14 protein-coding genes and 1 riboswitch are annotated in these 19,427 nt (G+C 62.4%); of the genes, 12 read left to right on the plus strand and 2 right to left on the minus strand.

Annotated features, from left to right (window positions below; translation table 11 throughout):
- The first annotated feature begins 59 nt into the window (after positions 1–59).
- Complete coding sequence (locus tag M1D89_RS11635) at positions 60–848, plus strand: SDR family oxidoreductase (protein ID WP_498650660.1); 789 nt, start codon at positions 60–62, stop codon at positions 846–848.
- A 60-nt stretch (positions 849–908) separates the two neighbouring features.
- Here M1D89_RS11635 and M1D89_RS11640 read toward each other — a convergent pair whose 3' ends face one another.
- Positions 909–1,961, minus strand: a complete 1,053-nt coding sequence (locus tag M1D89_RS11640; protein ID WP_498650662.1) for an endonuclease/exonuclease/phosphatase family protein — start codon at positions 1,959–1,961, stop codon at positions 909–911.
- Positions 1,962–2,290: 329 nt separating this feature from the next.
- Between M1D89_RS11640 and ileS the strand changes: the two genes are divergently transcribed.
- Genes ileS through ndk form a run of 4 tightly spaced genes read left to right on the plus strand, consistent with a single transcriptional unit; the run spans position 2,291 to position 7,858 of the window.
- A complete protein-coding gene (gene ileS / locus M1D89_RS11645) occupies positions 2,291–5,578 on the plus strand; it encodes an isoleucine--tRNA ligase (protein ID WP_498650664.1) in 3,288 nt (1,095 codons plus the stop codon).
- A gap of 3 nt (positions 5,579–5,581) precedes the next feature.
- Positions 5,582–6,943, plus strand: coding sequence for a bifunctional folylpolyglutamate synthase/dihydrofolate synthase (locus M1D89_RS11650; RefSeq protein WP_498650666.1), 1,362 nt, complete (start codon positions 5,582–5,584; stop codon positions 6,941–6,943).
- A 1-nt stretch (position 6,944) separates the two neighbouring features.
- Entirely contained in the window at positions 6,945–7,397 is a 453-nt protein-coding gene (locus M1D89_RS11655; RefSeq protein WP_498650668.1) for a DUF4233 domain-containing protein, read from the plus strand.
- Between the two features lie 41 nt (positions 7,398–7,438).
- A complete protein-coding gene (gene ndk, locus M1D89_RS11660) occupies positions 7,439–7,858 on the plus strand; it encodes a nucleoside-diphosphate kinase (RefSeq protein ID WP_014922034.1) in 420 nt (139 codons plus the stop codon).
- A gap of 80 nt (positions 7,859–7,938) precedes the next feature.
- Here the strand turns inward: ndk and M1D89_RS11665 are convergent, their stop codons facing one another.
- Positions 7,939–8,607 carry a vitamin K epoxide reductase family protein gene (locus M1D89_RS11665; RefSeq protein WP_498650670.1) on the minus strand — a complete coding sequence of 223 codons (669 nt, stop codon included), beginning with the start codon at positions 8,605–8,607 and terminating at the stop codon, positions 7,939–7,941.
- A gap of 471 nt (positions 8,608–9,078) precedes the next feature.
- Between M1D89_RS11665 and M1D89_RS11670 the strand changes: the two genes are divergently transcribed.
- The 7 genes from M1D89_RS11670 to M1D89_RS11700 all read left to right on the plus strand — a co-directional run bounded on the left by M1D89_RS11670 (position 9,079) and on the right by M1D89_RS11700 (position 19,375).
- Positions 9,079–12,300: an Rne/Rng family ribonuclease gene (locus M1D89_RS11670; protein ID WP_498650672.1), complete on the plus strand. Its 3,222-nt coding sequence runs from the start codon at positions 9,079–9,081 to the stop codon at positions 12,298–12,300.
- A gap of 166 nt (positions 12,301–12,466) precedes the next feature.
- A riboswitch (TPP riboswitch) is annotated at positions 12,467–12,565 on the plus strand.
- Positions 12,556–14,082 carry a bifunctional hydroxymethylpyrimidine kinase/phosphomethylpyrimidine kinase gene (thiD, locus tag M1D89_RS11675; RefSeq protein WP_498650673.1) on the plus strand — a complete coding sequence of 509 codons (1,527 nt, stop codon included), beginning with the start codon at positions 12,556–12,558 and terminating at the stop codon, positions 14,080–14,082. Its footprint overlaps the riboswitch before it by 10 nt.
- Positions 14,083–14,470: 388 nt before the next feature.
- Positions 14,471–14,779, plus strand: a complete 309-nt coding sequence (rplU, locus tag M1D89_RS11680; protein WP_024816904.1) for a 50S ribosomal protein L21 — start codon at positions 14,471–14,473, stop codon at positions 14,777–14,779.
- A 62-nt stretch (positions 14,780–14,841) separates the two neighbouring features.
- Positions 14,842–15,105: a 50S ribosomal protein L27 gene (rpmA, locus tag M1D89_RS11685; RefSeq protein WP_003803426.1), complete on the plus strand. Its 264-nt coding sequence runs from the start codon at positions 14,842–14,844 to the stop codon at positions 15,103–15,105.
- Between the two features lie 154 nt (positions 15,106–15,259).
- On the plus strand, positions 15,260–16,846 hold the full coding sequence (gene obgE / locus M1D89_RS11690; RefSeq protein ID WP_498650676.1) for a GTPase ObgE: 1,587 nt from the start codon (positions 15,260–15,262) through the stop codon (positions 16,844–16,846).
- Complete coding sequence (gene proB, locus M1D89_RS11695) at positions 16,836–18,017, plus strand: glutamate 5-kinase (RefSeq protein ID WP_498650677.1); 1,182 nt, start codon at positions 16,836–16,838, stop codon at positions 18,015–18,017. The genes obgE and proB overlap by 11 nt, the downstream gene beginning before the upstream one ends.
- Complete coding sequence (locus M1D89_RS11700) at positions 18,014–19,375, plus strand: glutamate-5-semialdehyde dehydrogenase (RefSeq protein ID WP_498650679.1); 1,362 nt, start codon at positions 18,014–18,016, stop codon at positions 19,373–19,375. Before proB ends, M1D89_RS11700 begins: the two co-directional genes overlap by 4 nt.
- Positions 19,376–19,427 lie beyond the last annotated feature (52 nt).

Genomic DNA, 19,427 nt, shown 5'->3' on the forward strand with positions numbered 1-19,427 from the left:
ATGGCGTGGCGTTACCGCCCGCCCCTCGGTGGAGCCTGCACCCCCGATAAGGTAGTGCCATGACTTTGGCAGCGCACAACACGCCTTCCGGACAGAACGCAGACAACAACAAGACGGCAGTCGTGACCGGTGCGAGTACCGGCATCGGCGAGGCCACGGTGAAGGCGCTGGTTGCCTCCGGATGGAAGGTCTTCGCGGTGGCCCGCCGGGCGGACAGGCTGGACGCCTTGGGAACCGAAACCGGCGCCGTGCCGTTCCCGGCTGACATCACGGACGACGACGACGTCTCGGCCTTGCTTGCGGCCGTCACCAACGCCGGGGGTGCCGACACCCTCATCAACATCGCCGGTGGTGCACGCGGCGCGGACACCATCGCGAACGCTGACACTGAGGACTGGGATTGGATGTACCAGGTGAACGTCCTGGGCACCATGAAAATCACCCGTGCCTTCCTGCCCATGCTGCGGGACAACGGTGAGGGAACCGTCCTCAACCTGACGTCCACGGCAGGGTTGTCCGCTTATGAAGGCGGCGCGGGATACAACGCAGCCAAATTTGCCCAGCATGCCATGACCAATGCCCTGCGCCTGGAAGAGGTGGGCAACAACATCCGGGTCATCGAGGTGGCTCCGGGGTTGGTGCAGACCGAGGAATTCGCACTGAACCGCCTTGGTGACAAAGACGCAGCCGCCAAGGTTTATGCCGGCGTGGAAAAGCCCCTGACCGCCGAGGACGTGGCAGGCGTGGTGGCGTACTCAGTCTCCTTGCCGCACCACATCAACCTCGACCAGATCGTCATACGCCCCGTGGCCCAGGCGGCGAACCACAAACTGATACGTAAAGGCTAATCCGTTCCCAAGCCGCTATTCCGTTGCCGGCCAGCAACTGAATAGCGGTTTGGCGAGGTGTTAACCGGCAGGAATGAGCAATGTGGCCATGATGGCTGCATGATCCGAACCGGGAACACGGTGGACGGCATAACCGCTGCTGCCGATGCGGGGCGAGGTGACCATGTGGTCGATCACGATGCCCGGCAGCAGGGGTCCTTCCACGGGCCACGTGGGGGAGAACCGTCCACCCGCTGAGGCGGTACCTACATCCACAAGCTTCGTGCCGCCTGACGCGGTGCCGCCAAGTCCGGTGTCCAGCAAAGCCCGGAACTCGGAGTGATCGTAGGTGGCGTTGTAGTCGCCCATCAGCAGGTGGTTCCCGGATTCTGACGCTTGGCGGGCTATCTTGCCGAGGTCGCTCCGCCATTGGTCAATCCGCTCATCCACCGGCGGGAGGGCGTGCACGTTGGTGAGGTTCAACGAGGCCTTGGCGCCGGACTCCGGGTTTGAGACGAGTACCCGGGTGACGTCAATCCGGAATGGTGTATCGGGCAGGAGCCCGTCGGGCTCGAGCGGGAACACCGAATACACGGCGCCGCCGGAGGCGTCGTCATTGGGTTCGCTGACCCGGTTCGGCAGTACATCCTCCATGCCTGCGGAGGTTAGGCGATCTTCCAGTCCCTGCGTATGTTCCTGGATGGTCAGCAGCTGAATCCCGCTGTCCCGGACCAGCTTCACGATGGTGGCGGCGTCCGCCTCTCCGTATTCAGAGTTGAGGCTCATCACACTCAAAGGGACTGTGGCAGTACCGGAAGGCAAGGAATCCGGCTTTCCGGCGTCCAACGGGAACAGCCAGAACAGCTGGACCGCCAGCAGGGCCGCCGTCGTGGTAATGACCCAACGCCGCCGCCCTGCCAAGGCAAGCACCAAGGCAAGCGCCGCCGGCAACACCATCCACGGGGTGAAGGACAACAGCTGCACCACAATCAAGGGCCACTCCGCGGGGATCGCGCGGAACATCGATACCCCCGCCACGGGCAGGGCAGCAAGCAACGCCACCACCGACCACGCCAACGAAGCACGCTGCGGCGCAGGGCGGGTTTCCATCACAGCATTCCCCGGGTGTGTCATGGGCTTGAGTCTATGCATGGCCCAGCGAACCGGACGCCATCCACAGGATGAACTCACAAGTAGAGCGGGGCCCGCCGCTGCCGCTAGACTTGGAAGACCAGCATCGACCCGGCCATCACCGGTGAGCTTCCGGAAGAACAGCGCTGACCACTTGCAAAGGTGGCAAGCGCCCAGTAGAACCGGACGGGTAAGCCCGTCACAGCAGTAATGAGAGGCCGGAACATCGCGTTTCGGTAAGTGAGGTGGTACCGCGGTAACTGCGCAGCCGACAGGCAGCACAGAAGCCGTCCTCGCATCCTGACAGTCAACCAGCTATCACAGGATATGAGATGACCCACTACCCCAAGGCCTCAGCGTCTTCGTCCGGCACGCACGGCGTGTCCGCTTCCGTGAAGTTCCCGGAGATCGAAGAGCGCATCCTCAAATACTGGGACGAAGACGGCACCTTCCAAGCCAGCATCGACCAACGTGATGCGGGCAAAGACGGCAGCAACGAGTTCGTCTTCTACGATGGCCCTCCCTTCGCCAACGGTCTCCCGCACTATGGCCACCTCCTGACCGGCTACGCCAAGGACCTGGTAGGCCGCTACCAGACCCAGCGCGGCAAGCGCGTGGAGCGTCGCTTCGGCTGGGACACCCACGGCCTCCCGGCAGAGCTCGAAGCCATGAAGCAACTGGGCATGACGGACAAGACCCAGATCGAAGCCATGGGCATCGACAAATTCAACGACGCCTGCCGCGCCTCTGTCATGAAGTACGCCAACGAGTGGAAGGCCTACGTCACCCGCCAGGCACGATGGGTGGACTTCGAGAACGACTACAAGACGCTCAACGTCGAGTACATGGAGTCGGTGCTCTGGGCCTTCAAGCAGTTGCACGAGAAGGGCCTTACCTACAACGGTTACCGTGTCCTCCCGTACTGCTGGAAGGACGAGACACCGCTGTCCAACCATGAACTCCGCATGGACGACGACGTCTACAAGAACCGCCAGGACCAAACGGTCACTGTGACGTTCCCCGTCAAGGCAGGAGAGTCCGAGCTCTCCAAGGCACTCGCCGGTGTTCAGGCACTCGCCTGGACCACCACGCCCTGGACGTTGCCCACCAACCTGGCGCTCGCCGTCGGGCCTGAGATCTCCTACGCGGTCCTGCCTGCCGGACCCAACGGCGTCAAGGCCGCTTCCCCTGAAGCGCCGGTCGCGGGTAGCTTCCTGTTGGCAGCTGACCTTGTGGGGGCGTATGCCAAGGACTTGGGGTACGACGACGCTGCTGCCGCGGCTGCCGCTGTCGTGTCCACTCACACAGGCACCGAGTTGGCCGGTCTGGAGTACGAACCGCTCTGGAACGACTTTGCCGATGCTGAGAAGTACGGCACGCAGAACGCCTGGCGTTTCCTCGTGGCTGACTACGTCACCACCACCGACGGTACGGGCATCGTCCACCAGGCTCCGGCCTACGGTGAGGATGACCAGAAGGTCTGTGAAGACGCCGGCATCCCCGTGGTCCTGTCCGTCGACGAAGGCGCCAAGTTCCTGCCGCTGTTCGCGCACGGGGAGCTTGCCTCGATTGTTGGCCTCCAGGTCTTCGACGCCAACAAGCCCATCACCCAGGTGCTCCGGGCCGATGGACGCTTGGTCCGCCAAGCCAGCTACGAGCACAGCTACCCGCACTGCTGGCGTTGCCGGAACCCGCTGATCTACCGTGCCGTGTCGTCCTGGTATGTGGAAGTCACCAAGTTCAGGGACCGTATGTCCGAGCTGAACCAGGAGATCAACTGGATCCCGGGCAACGTCAAGGACGGCCAGTTCGGCAAGTGGCTGGATAACGCCCGTGACTGGTCCATCAGCCGCAACCGGTACTGGGGTTCGCCCATCCCCGTGTGGCAGTCCGACGACCCCGAATACCCGCGCACCGACGTCTACGGTTCCCTGGCCGATCTGGAAGCAGATTTCGGACGCCTCCCGATGAACAATGAGGGTCAAGTTGACCTGCACCGGCCGTTCATCGATGAACTGACGCGTCCCAACCCGGACGATCCCACGGGTAAGTCCACCATGCGCCGCGTCGAAGACGTCCTGGACGTCTGGTTCGACTCCGGTTCCATGCCGTACGGCCAGGTTCACTACCCGTTCCAGAACGAGCAGTGGTTCGACACCCACAACCCGGCGGACTTCATCGTGGAGTACATCGGCCAGACGCGCGGCTGGTTCTACATGCTGCACATCCTGTCCACCGCACTGTTTGATCGCCCGGCGTTCCGCAACGTGATCAGCCACGGCATCGTGCTGGGTTCCGACGGCCAGAAGATGTCCAAGAGCCTGCGCAACTACCCGGACGTGTCCGAGGTCCTGGATCGCGACGGTTCAGACGCCATGCGCTGGTTCCTCATGTCCAGCCCCATCCTGCGCGGCGGCAACCTTGTGGTGACCGAGCAGGGCATCCGCGACGGCGTACGCCAGGTCATCCTGCCGCTGTGGAACGTTTACAGCTTCTTCACGCTGTACACGAATGCCGCCAACGGCGGTTCGGGCTACGAGGCGAAGCTGCGCTACGACGGCTATGCCGACACCCTGGACCAGTACCTCCTGGCCAACACCGGGGACCTGGTCCGAAATGTCACCGCGAGCCTGGACAGCTACGACATCTCCGGTGCCTGCGATGAACTCCGCAGCTACCTGGACATGCTCACCAACTGGTACGTCCGCCGTAGCCGCCAGCGCTTCTTCGACGAAAACGTTGATGCCTTTGACGCGCTCTACACCGCCCTCGAAGCAGTGTGCCGCGTATCCGCGTCCTTGCTGCCCCTGGTGACGGAAGAGATCTGGCGTGGGCTGACCGGTGGCCGCTCTGTTCACCTGGCTGACTGGCCCGACGCTTCGCTGTTCCCGTCCAACGCAGCATTGGTTGAAGCAATGGACCGTGTCCAGCAGATCTGCTCCACCGGCTCCAGCTTGCGGAAGGCCGCGAACCTGCGAGTCCGCTTGCCGTTGCAGGAACTGACTGTGGTGGCACCTGGTGCAGATGCGCTGGAAGGCTTTGCCGCCGTCGTCGCCGATGAACTGAACCTACGTTCCGTTCGGCTCTTGGACGCTGCAACTGCCTCGCCTGAGGAGTTCGGCATTGAGCAGAAGCTCGTGGTCAACGCCCGGGCCGCGGGTCCGCGCCTTGGCAAGAACGTGCAGCAGGCCATCAAGGGATCCAAGTCCGGAGATTGGTCTGTCAATGACGCCGGGGTAGTGGTGGCCGGTGGCTTGGAGCTCGAGCCGCAGGAGTACACGCTGGAGACTGTCGTGGCAGAAACGGCCGACGGCGGTAGCTCGGCAGTAGCTGTCCTGCCGGGCGGCGGTTTCGTTGTCCTCAACACCGAGGTCACTCCTGAACTTGCAGCCGAGGGACTGGCTCGCGACATGGTCCGCGCCATCCAGCAGGCGCGCAAGGACGCAGGACTGAACGTGAGCGACCGCATCCACACTTCCGTGGAGGCCGCACAGGATGTGGTTGACGCCCTGGAAGCCAACTCGGAACTCGTCAAGACCGAAACTCTGACGTTGGAACTGGAGGTTCTGTTGGCCAGTGTCGACGAACCGCAGGTCACCGTCGCAAAGGCAGGGGCCTGATCCATGACTGACGAATTCTCGGTTGAAAGTGTTTACGCCGAACTCCTGGGCCGTGCCCCGGAAAACAAGATGGAACCTCGCCTGGCTCCGTTGTTCCGTGCAATGGATGTCCTGGGGGAGCCGAACAAGGCTTTCCCGATCATCCACATCACCGGCACTAACGGCAAAACGTCCACGGCACGCATGATCGAGGCCGGACTGCGTGCCCACGGCCTGAGCACGGGCCGTTACACCAGCCCGCACCTGTCCAAAGTGACTGAGCGCATCAGCATTGACGGCGAGCCTGTACCGGATGCGACGTTCGTGCGCATCTGGGACGAGATCCGCCCCTACCTGGAAATCGTGGACGGCGAGCTCGTTGCCGAAGACCAACCGCGACTGACCTACTTCGAGTGCCTGACTATTCTTGGCTTCGCGGTGTTCGCTGATCAGCCTGTTGATGTTGCCGTCATGGAAGTCGGCTTGGGAGGCATCACCGATGCCACCAACGTTGGCGACGGCCAAGTCTCCGTCATCACGCCCATTTCCCTGGACCACACGGATCTTCTGGGCGACACCACCGAGGACATCGCTTACGAGAAATCCGGCATCATCAAACCTGGTGGCTTCCTGGTAAGCGCTGCCCAGCCCGTGGATGCCGCACAGGTCCTGTTGGAGAAGGCGCGTGAAGTGGACGTGCCGTTCCGTTTCGAAGGCGTCGAATTCGGTGTCGAGTCCCGCAGCGTTGCCGTGGGCGGACAGGTCCTGACCATTCAGGGACTCGCCGGGCGCTACGAAGACCTGCTGCTGCCACTGCATGGCGCCCATCAGGCTGAAAACGCAGCTGTCGCCGTCGCGGCTTTGGAAGCATTTTTCGGTGGAGGAGAGAAAGAGCTCGACGCCGAGGTGCTCAAGGAAGCCTTTGGTAACGTGACGTCGCCCGGCCGGCTGGAAGTTGTGCGCACAGCGCCCACCGTCGTGGTGGATGCTGCCCACAACCCCGACGGCATCCGTGTCTCTTCAGAGGCCATCCAGGAAGCTTTCAGCTTCAGCAAGCTGGTGGTTGTCGTGGGCGTCCTGCGGGAGAAGGACGCCGAGGAGATCCTCAAGACCCTCAAGGAATCACTGGGTGGCTTGGCCGAGGAATTCTGCTTCACCCAGTCCAACTCGGCGCGCGCCGTTCCGGCAGCGGAACTGGCCGAACTCGCCGTCGACCTCGGCTTCGGCGAGGACAACGTCCACATCGCGGAGAAGTTGGATGACGCCTTGGAATGGGCTGTGGAGCGCGCTGAATCCAACGATGACCTGGCAGGCGGCGTCCTGGTAACGGGCTCCATCACTGTGGTGGCCGAGGCGCGGATCCTGCTAGGAAAGGCGAGTGCCTAGCATGGCGAAAATGACCAAGGCGCAGCGTGAATGGCGGCCGGGCATGCCTAAGAAGCGCCGATCCACCAAAGTGATGTTCGCTTCCACCGTGCTCCTGCTCGAAGCCTTCGTGGCGTTCTTCGGCACCCTGGCAGTCTTCGGCCTGAGGCGTGGAGAAGTTGACCCCGGCATCATCCTGGGAGTTGGCATCGCGCTGACGGTGGTGCTGGTGTTGGCGTGCGCCGTACTATCCAAGCCTTGGGGCATTGGACTTGGCTGGGGACTGCAGCTGGTGCTCATCCTGACGGGCTTCGCCGAGCCCACCATGTTCATTGTCGGCATTCTGTTTGCCATCTGCTGGTGGTACGGGATCAGGGCCGGTATGCGGATTGACCGCGAGGTGGCCCAACGCGACCGCGAACAGGCGGAATGGGACGCAGCGCATGGTGACCAGGCTGGCCCGCAAACCCCGTAAACTGGCTGGGAAAACCACCGAACAACCACATTGGAGCAACTGTGAGCATTGAACGGACACTTGTCCTGGTCAAGCCCGACGGCGTCGCCCGCAACCTGGGTGGAAGCATCCTCGCCCGGATCGAAGCCAAGGGCTACACCCTGGCCGAACTGAAGAAGGTCAACGCGACCCGCGAACTGCTGGAGCAGCACTACGAGGAACACGTGGGCAAGCCGTTCTACGAGCCGCTGGTTGAGTTCATGCTCAGTGGACCTGTTATCGCTGCGGTCTTTGAAGGCCACCGGGTGATCGAAGGCTTCCGCTCGCTGGCCGGAACCACGGATCCGACGACGGCGGCACCGGGCACCATCCGCGGCGACTTCGGCCGCGACTGGGGCCTGGCAGTCCAGCAGAACCTCGTTCACGGTTCAGATTCAGTCGACTCCGCAGAGCGTGAGATCAAGATCTGGTTCGAGGGCTAAACAACCCCCGCCGAGATAACAGTTAAGGCCAATGTTCTTCGTGAACATTGGCCTTAACTGTTATCTCGCGAGTGGTGGTTCTACGCTGTGGACGCCACGAAGAGGTGGATGAAGGAGAAGAAGATCGTGGCGATCACGGCCACGTACAGCAGGGCAACGATGATCCATCCCGATCCGGACAAAAGCTTGACCAGTGCCGGCGGCGCTTTGACGACCCCGCTGGTGACATTGCGGATGGTTACCCAGACAAACAGGGGGATCATGGCGGCCCACACCACCATGCAGAACGGGCACAGCACGTGAATGACGTAGAGGGCCTGCGACCACAGCCACACAACGAATGCGAAACCCAGGGTCACGCCGGTTTGCAGGCCCAGCCAGTAACCCCGTGAATACCTGGCTCCCGCGAGAATACCCATGGCTGTGGTGATGATGACAGCGAAGGCCACGATGCCGATGAACATGTTGGGGAACCCGAACACCGAGCTTTGCGGTGTCTGCATCACTTCGCCGCAGGAGACAAACGGATTTACATCGCACACCGTCACGTGGTTGGGATCCTTGAGCACTTCAAGTTTCTCCAGCACCAGGATTCCGGACGCCAACCAGCCAACGACGCCGGTGATCAACAGCAGCCATGCGAAAGGTTTGTCACGGACCGTATTGGGGAGGGAGTCCTGCTGGGTGGACATGTCCTCCACATGGCTTGTGGCTTTGTTGGCCAGGTTTCCCCTGGCGGTGCTTGGCATCGCGGATGTGATCCTTTTCGACAAATGGCCCGGCAAGCCGGGAAGGGCTCTTGGGAGGATTGTAACTCCGAAGGCTGGGCGCCGGCCCCAGCTTGTGCACGGAGTTCCACGACACAGCGACCTACCCTGGGAATGTGCAGGGGTGTGAGAGAATGAACATGGCCGGGAGTCGATCCACATTCGAATTCCGGTCCGGTGACTTTGTTCCCAAGACCGCCAGTATGAGCTGGGCATGCCCGGATCGCGTGATCCTCGGTAGGCCCGCCATGACAATGGACGGCACCTGGTTGTGGCAGCAGAACAACGGGTTTCAGAATAAAGCCGCCGGCCTTCCAGGGCTGCCGCACCCCAATGCTGGTGCGAACCGGAAGGCATACTGCCGACTTCTGTCAACGCCTGCGGGTTTTGACAATATTTGCTCCACTGGGCGCCGGATGTGGCGGCGTCGCTGGGGCAGGAGTGTTGCCATATATGGATAATGACCAGGTTGTAGCCGTTAATGACGAGGCAGCTCCCGCGGAAACTGCGGAAGCGCCCAAGAAAGCCACCAGGACCCGGCGCAAGGCAGCGCCCAAAGTCGCCGCTGACGTAGAGACACCTGCTGCCGAGACCGCCGCTTCGGAAGCAGCCCCTGAGGCCGCCGCAGCACCAGTGCGTCGCACCCGTTCCCGCAAGAAGGCAGAGCCTGCCGAAACCCTGCCCGGTTTGGGCGACGAAGCTACTGCCGCGGAAGTTGAGGCCACTGCCGCGCCGGAAGCCGCCGAAGTCAAGCCCGAAGCGGCCGCCGAGCCGGCCCCCGAAAAGCCGGTCCGCCGTCGTCGTACTACCAAGCCCAAGACTGAAGCCGTAGAGGCACCTGTTGCGGTGGAAGCCGCCCCGGAAACCACGACGCCGCAGAATGGCTCCCAGCCGGAAGAACCGGTCGCTGAGGTAGCCGCCGACGTTCCTGCCCAAAACCCGGAAGCCGAAGCCGCAGCAGAGGAACCTGCCGAAGAAGCTGCTCCTGCAGCGTCCACTTCACTGTTCATGGAGCCTGTTTCCATCACGTCCATGATCTTCCAAGCCCCGGACCTCACCACAGTTCCCCGCGTCGCCACGGTGGAGGAGAAGCCCGAGGAGCCTGAAGAAGAAACCGAAACCACCGCTGAAGGCGAGCTGGAAGACGCGGGTAGTCGCCGGCGTCGCCGGAGCCGCGGCCGCCGTGGTCGCCGTGGAACGGAACGCGACGAGAATGAGACCGAGGACGGCACCGAGTCCGAGGACGAGGAAGCGCCGGTAGCAGAAGCCCTCGAAGAAGGCGTCACGTCCCGTCGTCGTCGCCGTCGTCGTCGTGGGGACCAGGATCTCGAACTGACCGGTGGCTCGGACGATGATCCGCCCAACACGGTCACCCGTGTGCGCGCGCCCCGCCCCATCACCGAAACTGCCCCCTCCAACCGCGTTACCGGCGTGAAGGGCTCCACAAGGCTGGAGGCCAAGAAGCAGCGCCGCCGCGAATCCCGCGAGACGGGCCGTCGCCGCCAGGTGATCACCGAGGCCGAGTTCCTGGCCCGCCGTGAGTCAGTGGACCGCCAAATGATCGTCCGCCAGCGCGACGACAGAATTCAGATCGGTGTCCTGGAAGACGGTGTGCTCGCTGAGCACTTCGTATCCAAGACCCAGCAGGACTCCCTGATCGGCAACGTGTACTTGGGCAAGGTCCAGAACGTGCTGCCTTCCATGGAAGCTGCGTTCGTGGACATCGGACGGGGCCGCAACGCCGTCCTGTACGCCGGAGAAGTCAACTGGGACGCAGTGAACCTTGAAGGCCAGCCGCGCCGGATCGAGAACGCCCTGAAGTCCGGCGACTCCGTCCTGGTCCAGGTCACCAAGGACCCCGTTGGACACAAGGGTGCCCGCCTCACCAGCCAGATCTCCCTGCCGGGCCGCTACTTGGTGTACGTACCCGGTGGTTCCATGACCGGCATCTCACGCAAGCTGCCCGACGTCGAGCGCAATCGCCTCAAGCGAATCCTGAAGGACCGCTTGCCGGAAAACGCCGGTGTCATTGTTCGCACAGCTGCTGAGGGTGCGTCGGAGGAAGAGCTCACCCACGACATCAACCGTCTGCGCGCGCAGTGGGAAGGCATCGAAGGACAGGCCTCGTCCACCAAGGTCCTGGCTCCCGAACTGCTCTACGGCGAACCTGACCTCACCATCAAGGTGGTCCGTGACGTCTTCAACGAGGACTTCTCCAAGCTGATCGTCTCCGGTGACGACGCCTGGGACACCATCGAAGCCTATGTGACGTACGTTGCCCCCGATCTGGTGGGACGCCTCGAAAAGTGGACCAAGGACCAGGACATCTTCGCCGCGTGGCGCATCGACGAGCAGATCCACAAGGCCTTGGAGCGGAAGGTCTTCCTGCCGTCCGGCGGTTCGTTGGTCATCGACCGTACCGAGGCCATGACCGTGGTGGACGTCAACACCGGTAAGTTCACCGGCAGTGGCGGAAACCTCGAAGAAACGGTCACCAAGAACAACCTTGAAGCGGCCGAGGAAGTTGTTCGCCAGCTCCGTCTGCGTGATATCGGCGGCATTATCGTCATCGACTTCATTGACATGGTCCTTGAATCCAACCGCGACCTCGTCCTCCGACGCATGGTCGAGTGCCTCGGCCGGGACCGCACCAAGCACCAGGTGGCTGAAGTGACATCGCTGGGCTTGGTCCAGATGACGCGCAAGCGCATGGGAACCGGCCTCCTTGAGGTCTTCGGTGAGCAGTGCGAGCATTGCGCTGGCCGGGGTGTCGTCACTCACGATGAGCCCGTTGAGCACCGTCGCGCCAACGTGGTGGCTGCTGAACATCACCGCCCACACACCGAACCGCAACAGCCTGCTGCACGGACGGAACGCAAGCGCCGCCGCGGCAAGGGCGGGGGACCGGTCATTGCTGAAGCCCCCGCGCAGGTCCACACGACGACGTCCGCCCCGGTCGCAGCATCCACAACGGCTGAACCGCAGGATCCTGCCCGGATAGCCAAGGCCGAGGCGACCAGGGCCGCCCTGGCAACGATTGCCGCCGCGGCGCACGCCGCCCACCTGCACGACGACGAAGTTCACCGTGCGGAGGAAGAAGCGCGGGCGGCAGGCCGGCACGAGCCAGACGCAAGCACTGCATCCGGCACCGCCGCCAGCGGTGACGCAGGGGCTTCAGCCCGCGATGCAGCGAGCCGGGAAGCAGCAGTCCAGGAAGCAAGGTCCACGCCGGTCTTGCGCTTCGGCGGGGAAGAAGTTGCCTTGCCGTTCGTTGAGCACCACGAGGAACCGCAGTCAGCCACGCCTGCCATGAGCCTGGATCTGTTGGCCGAAGCGTTCTCGCACCTCGGCGCGGCTCCGGCACCCGAGGAAGAAGCCGAGCCAGTTTCAGCCCCGAAGGCTGCTGAGACCCTGAAGGCCTCCGCTCCGGCACGGACTGCTGACGAAGATCCCGAGGCTGCTTCAGCCCCGCGTGGTCGTCGTGGTCGCCGTAACCGGAGTGCCAGCAGGGCTCAGGGCGCGGCCAATGAAACCAGCGTTGAGCACCATGAGGCGACAGCGTCGGCCACCCGGGGTTCAGCCCATGAGGCCAAGGCGCCTATGGAACCGACCAAGAAGGCGCCACAGGATGAGCCCATCATCCTCGGCGTTGGAGTTCCTGCTTCCGAGCTCTAGTCACGGGGAACACGTTGTAAAGGACCCCGCACTATCTGCCAAACGGCAGGTAGTGCGGGGTCCTTTTGCGTCCGCTCTGCAAGACACGAATAGGCTGCGCTCAGAGTCACATCCGGGCTCCGGCGTGGCCCGGTTGCCGCGCCTCGTTGCTTCCCGGCTACGCTTGGGGACTGACACGGGGTGCCGGGCGTTGGGCCAGGCTGAGATCCAAACCCGTTGAACCTGTCCGGTTAGCACCGGCGAAGGGATGTCTTCATGACTGCATCATCATATTCATCGGTGTACCCCCTCGACGCTCCGGCTTCGGGCCGTCCAACCCCACGCGTCCTGAGCATTGCCGGCTCGGACCCTTCAGGCGGTGCGGGAATCCAGGCGGACTTGAAGAGCATCGCCGCGTTCGGCGGGTATGGCATGGCTGCCATTACGGCGCTCACCGCGCAAAACACCAGGGGGGTCAGTGCCGTCCACGTCCCTCCCGCGCACTTCCTGCGTCAGCAACTGGACGCCATCAGTAGTGACATCACTATTGACGCCGTCAAGATCGGAATGCTTGGGGACGCAGCCGTCATTGACGAGGTCCGGGGCTGGCTCGAAGAGGTGCGTCCCGCCGTCGTGGTCCTTGATCCGGTGATGGTGGCCACCAGTGGTGACCGGCTGCTGCGGGAGTCAGCAGAGAAGGCCTTGCGTTCGCTGCTCCCTTTGGCAGATCTCATGACGCCGAACCTTCCAGAACTGGCCATGTTGCTGGGGGAGTCGGAGGCAACAGACTGGGCTTCGGCGCTGGACCAGGGCAAGCGGCTGGCAGCGGAGTACGGGAACACTGTCCTGGTCAAGGGCGGCCACCTGCCAGGGCCGGAGTGCCCCGATGCGCTGGTGAATACCAGCGGGCTGCTGTCCCAGGACGTGATCGAACTGGCAGGTCCCCGGGTTGCAACGCGGAACAGCCACGGTACCGGGTGCTCGCTGTCGTCCGCGTTGGCCACAGTCCAGGCACGATCCGGTGACTGGGAAGTATCGCTCCGGGAGGTCAAGCCGTGGTTGCTGGAAGCATTGAAAGCCTCTCAAGTCCTCCACGTGGGCCAAGGGAACGGGCCCGTGAACCACTTCCACCACTTCCAGCAGGCACCCAAGCCGGGCGCTTTCGCTGCGGCGATGTGGAAGGAAGCCGTCCCCGAACTCGAAGCGATTTACGGACTCCCGTTTATTCAAGGACTTCAATCCGGCGAGCTGCTGGAAAGTGACTTCAATTACTATCTTGCCCAGGACGCTATCTATCTCAACGGGTATTCGAGGGTCCTGGCACGTGCGGGCGCCTTGGCCCCCACGGAGGAGGAACAACTGTTCTGGGCAAAGGCATCACAGCAGTGCCTGGAGGTTGAATCCGAGTTGCATAGGAACTGGTTGAGCACGAGGGAGGCCTCCACGGCAACCGGACCGGTCACCAAGTCCTACGTGGACCATTTACTGGCAACATCCGCCGCCGGCAGCTACGCCGTGGTGCTGGCGGCGATCCTGCCCTGTTACTGGTTGTACGCGGAGGTGGGTCTGCGGCTTCATGCGGCATACGTAGACGCCGGCGCGCCTGCGAACCACGCATATGCGGACTGGTTGAAGACCTACGCTGACGAGGATTTCGCTGCGGCAACACGGAAAGCGATCAACTTCACGGATGCTGCGTCCGTCGCGGCTTCCAGCACGGAGCGGGCTGCCATGATGGATGCTTTCATTCAGTCCTGCCGCTACGAAACGGCGTTCTTCGATGCTCCGAGGCTGTTTGCCTAGGCTTCGTTCACGCGTGTTCAGTAGCTTTTCACGCAGCCGTTTGCGGCGACACGTCCGCGCGTCGCTGGCCGGATCGCGTTAATCTCGCCCAAACCCTGTAGGCTGTATGGGCACGGTGCCGGGAGAGTCCGTTACAACTGGTGATGCAAGTCACGAGGTAGCCTCCGGACCCGGCCTCATTTGCAGCTGAAGGTCAAACTAGCGTAATCTTGATCTTCGGTGCTTACGCCAACACTTGGGTTATGCCCCTTGGAATTGTTCATGGGATGACTCGCGGACTTCGATCAGAAGTCCACGGCGTTGAGGCACAGCGCGAACCAGGGCTGTTTCCGGTTCAAGGTTCCGCACGCAAATTTTGTAATAAACGTCGAGAGAAGTGAGTACCCAAGTGGTGTACGCGATTGTCCGCGCAGGCGGCCGCCAAGAAAAAGTTTCCGTTGGAGACTACGTAACGCTGAACCGCGTCCCCGGTGGAGCCGGTAGCACGCTTGAGCTGCCCGCATTGCTCCTGGTTGACGGCGAGAAGGTCACCTCCGCAGCTGCGGAACTGGCCAACGTCAAGGTCACGGCTGAGATCCTCGAGGACCTCCGTGGTCCGAAGATCGTCATCCAGAAGTTCAAGAACAAGACCGGCTACCGGAAGCGTCAGGGTCACCGTCAGGAACTGACCAAGATCAAGATCACCAGCATCGCGTAACTTTCGTTACCCGCTGTTCAGGTTTTTCAGTTTCCCCAGAAATTTAGAGGCAGGCATTTCACATGGCACACAAAAAAGGCGCGAGTTCCACTCGCAACGGTCGTGACTCCAACGCTCAGTACCTGGGCGTCAAGCGTTTCGGTGGTCAGGTAGTTTCCGCTGGCGAGATCATCGTTCGCCAGCGTGGAACCCACTTCCACCCCGGTGCAGGCGTCGGTCGCGGTGGCGACGACACCCTGTTCGCACTGCAGGCCGGTGCGGTTGAGTTTGGTACTCGCCGCGGCCGTCGCGTAGTGAACATTGTTGCTGCTGCAGCTGCAGAGTAACAACAAGTTCTGAACCGGTGGAGCGGGCCAAACGGCCCGCTCCACCGTTCTTTTAACCGCATTACAATCGACTAGGGCGCTTTAGCGCACTGATTTTTGCAACAACGCTGGAAACAGCAACAAACGCTGTAAGACAGCAACTGAGGAGATTCACGTGGCGAGCTTTGTAGACCGGGTAGTCCTGCACGTATCCGGCGGAACCGGCGGCCACGGCTGTGTCTCTGTCAAGCGGGAAAAGTTCAAGCCGCTCGGTGGCCCCGACGGTGGCAATGGCGGCAACGGTGGCGATGTCATCCTGCGCGTATCTGCCCAGACCACAACCCTGCTTGATTACCACCACGCTCCCCACCGCCACGCCACCAACGGTGGCCCCGGCATGGGTGACTGGCGTGGTGGCAAGAACGGTGAAACCCTGATTCTTCCCGTGCCCGATGGCACCGTGGTCAAGACCAAGGACGGCGAAGTCCTGGCCGACCTCGTTGGCGAGGGTACTGAGTACATTGCAGCTGCCGGCGGACAGGGCGGCCTCGGCAACGCATCCCTTTCATCGCAGAAGCGTCGGGCTCCGGGATTTGCCCTGCTTGGTATCGAAGGTGAATCCAGCGACATCGTCCTGGAACTGAAGTCCATCGCAGATATCGCCCTGGTTGGTTTCCCTTCTGCCGGTAAGTCGAGCCTGATTGCAGCCATGTCTGCTGCCCGGCCCAAGATTGCCGATTACCCTTTTACTACCCTCATTCCCAACCTCGGTGTGGTGCAGGCCGGCGATGTCCGATTCACTATCGCCGATGTTCCCGGCCTGATCGAGGGCGCCAGCGAAGGCAAGGGCCTGGGCCACAACTTCCTGCGTCACGTAGAGCGTTGTGCCGCACTGGTTCACGTCCTCGATTGTGGAACCCTGGAATCTGACCGCGACCCTCTTTCCGACCTCGCCATCATCGAGGCTGAACTGGAGAAGTACGCAGTAGACATGAGCTACGCCGGTGTTGACGGCGAAGTTGTGCCCCTGAATGAGCGTCCCAAGCTGGTAGTCCTCAATAAAGTGGATCTTCCGGACGGCAAGGACATGGCCGAGTTCGTCCGTCCGGATCTCGAAGCCCGCGGCTACCGCGTCTTCGAAGTGTCGGCAACCAGCCACGAGGGTTTGCGTCAGCTCGGCTTTGCCATGGCTGAGATTGTCCAGGCAGCACGTGATGCCGTCCAGAGCGCGCCTCCCAAGGTTGCTGCTCCCGTCCTCCGTCCGCGTGCCGTCAACGAGTCCGGCTTCAAGATCCGCCGCGAGGAGAAAAACCTCGAGCCGCTGTTCCGCGTCCTGGGCGAAAAGCCCGTGCGCTGGGTCAAGCAAACTGACTTCACCAACGAGGAAGCCATTGGCTACCTCGCCGACCGCCTTGCCAAGCTTGGTGTTGAAACCGAGCTCTTCAAGGTCGGCGCCAAGCCCGGCGACACCGTGGTCATCGGTGAAGACGATGGCGTGGTGTTCGATTGGGAGCCCACCATGATGGCGGGCGCCGAGCTCTTGGCGACGCCCCGCGGTACCGATATCCGCGTCGCGGACATCGGCGACCGTCCCACGCGTTCACAAAAGCGCGACGAGCAGATCGAGCGCCGCGAAGCGAAGGCCGCCGCGAGGGCGGAGCTTGAAGCTGAACGCAAGGCTGGCATCTGGACTGAATCAGTCAGTGGTCGCCGTGCCCAGGCAGTGAAGGAAAGCCACCTGGACTCCGGTGATGATAACTAGGACTGTCGACGCTCCCGACATAGCTGAGGGCCTTGAACGCCAGGCCCTTGCCACCGCCAAGCGGATTGTTGTGAAAGTGGGGTCGTCCTCGCTGACCAGCATCAAGGGGGGCATCTCCGAAAAGTCCCTCACCGGACTGGTCAATGCCCTCGCTGAAAAGCGCAATTCCGGGACAGAGATCATTTTGGTCTCCTCGGGTGCTATCGCTGCAGGACTTGCCCCCCTGGGTCTCGCCAAGCGCCCCAAGGACCTGGCCACGCAACAGGCGGCCGCGAGTGTCGGGCAGGGACTCCTGATGGCACGCTACACTCAGGCCTTCAGCGCGCACGGTGTAACAGTCAGCCAGGTTCTGTTGACTGCCGATGACCTGATGCGCCGTACGCAGCACACAAATGCCTTCCGGGCCTTGGACAGGCTGTTGAACCTTGGCGTCGTTCCGGTAGTGAACGAGAACGACACCGTGGCCACACATGAGATTCGCTTCGGGGACAACGATCGCCTCGCTGCCTTGGTGGCGCACTTGGTTCGCGCGGATGCACTCGTGCTGCTGTCCGACGTCGACGCCCTTTACGACGGCCCGCCGTCCCAAGGCGCACAACGCATTCCGCTGGTCCGTGGTCCGCAGGACCTCGAGGATGTGACCATCGGCAAGGCGGGTAAGGCCGGTGTTGGAACCGGCGGGATGATGACCAAGGTGGAAGCAGCGTCCATTGCTGCCGGCTCGGGTATCCATGCACTGGTCACGTCCACGCCCAATGCTGCGGCGGCTTTGGCTGGCGCGGACGTGGGAACATGGTTCGCCGTAAACGGCAACCGTAAGCCGGTCCGCCTCCTCTGGCTGGCGCACCTGGCCACTGTCCACGGCCGCTTAATGCTCGACGACGGCGCAGTCAAGGCCGTGCGCGACCGCCACAGGTCCCTCCTTCCCGCGGGCATCTCGGACATCAGCGGTGATTTCGAAGCCGGGGATCCCGTTGAGATGGTTGCCCATGACGGAACCGTCGTGGCACGCGGCTTGGTGAACTACTCTTCGGAGGAACTCCCGCGCATGTTGGGCCGTACAACGCAGGAGCTTGGCCAGGCCATGGGTCGCGGCTATGACCGCGAAGTTGTTCATGTTGACGATCTGGTGCTCCTGAGGGCGTCGCGCTCATCTAAACTTGGAGCATGACTGAAGCGCTGACCCCTGACGCCCCTGTGATCTCCGACGTATCCGGTACCGCCGGCCAGACGCCGGAGAACCCTGCGGCAGGCGTCCCGTTGTCACCGGAGGACGTCCAGACTGCAGTTCACGCCATAGCGGACCGCTCCCGGAAGGCTGCCCGCCGCATGGGACAGGCAAACCGTGCATGGAAGGACCGTGCGCTGCGTGCCATCGGGACTGCCTTGGTGGAGAACCGGAAGCACGTTTTGGAAGCCAACGCCAAGGATGTGGCAGTGGGTCGCGCCAACGGAACGTCGGCGGCACTGTTGGACCGTTTGACCTTGACCCCTGCCCGTATAGACGGCTTGGTCGCCGCTTTGGAGAACTTGGCCGGCTTGCCGGATCCTGTTGGCAACGTGGTCCGCGGGCAGACACTTCCCAATGGACTGCGCTTGCGCCAGGTGAACGTCCCCATGGGCGTTGTGGCTGCTATTTATGAGGCCCGCCCGAACGTCACGGTGGACATAGCTGGCTTGGCACTCAAAAGCGGCAACGCAGTGATCCTCCGGGGAGGTTCCGCCGCTGCCAACACCAACGAGGCACTGGTGCAGATTCTTCGCGAAGCTTTGGATTCCGTGGGCCTGCCTGCTGATGCAGTGCAGACCGTGGACCAGTATGGCCGGGACGGGGCCAACGTCCTGATGCGCGCCCGTGGCCGGGTGGACGTCCTTATTCCCCGCGGAGGACGCGATCTGATCCAGACGGTTGTCACCAACTCTGCAGTGCCCGTCATTGAAACCGGCGAAGGCAATGTCCACATCTTCATTGACGAGTCCGCGAATGAAGAGATGGCCGTGGAGATCCTCCTCAATGCCAAAACGCAGCGCCCCAGCGTCTGCAACACAGTTGAAACCCTGCTGGTGCACTCCGGCGCCACTGTGCTGCCTGCCGTTGCCAAGGCACTTCGTTCAGCCGGTGTCACCCTTCACGTCGATGAGCGGATCGCTTCTGCCTTGGGCAAGGACATTGAAACCGTTCCTGCTGACGATGACGATTGGGCCACCGAATACATGGACCTCGATCTCGCGGTCGCCATGGTGGACAGTCTGGATGAAGCAGTCAACCACATCCGCACCTGGACCACCGGGCACACGGAAGCGATCCTCACCAATAACCTGGCCAATGCTGAGAAGTTCATTGCGGACATTGATTCTGCTGCCGTGATCGTCAATGCCTCCACCCGGTTCACTGACGGAGGGGAGCTCGGCCTCGGAGCCGAAGTAGGCATTTCCACCCAGAAGTTGCACGCCCGGGGTCCCATGGGCCTCACGGAGCTGACCACCACCAAGTGGATCGTCCAGGGTGAGGGCCAGATCCGCGCCTAGCGACGCGGTAACATAGAACAGAAGTCCGGAACGGTGGGGAGCCCCGCCGTCG

This window comes from Arthrobacter sp. D3-18, from assembly GCF_054408525.1.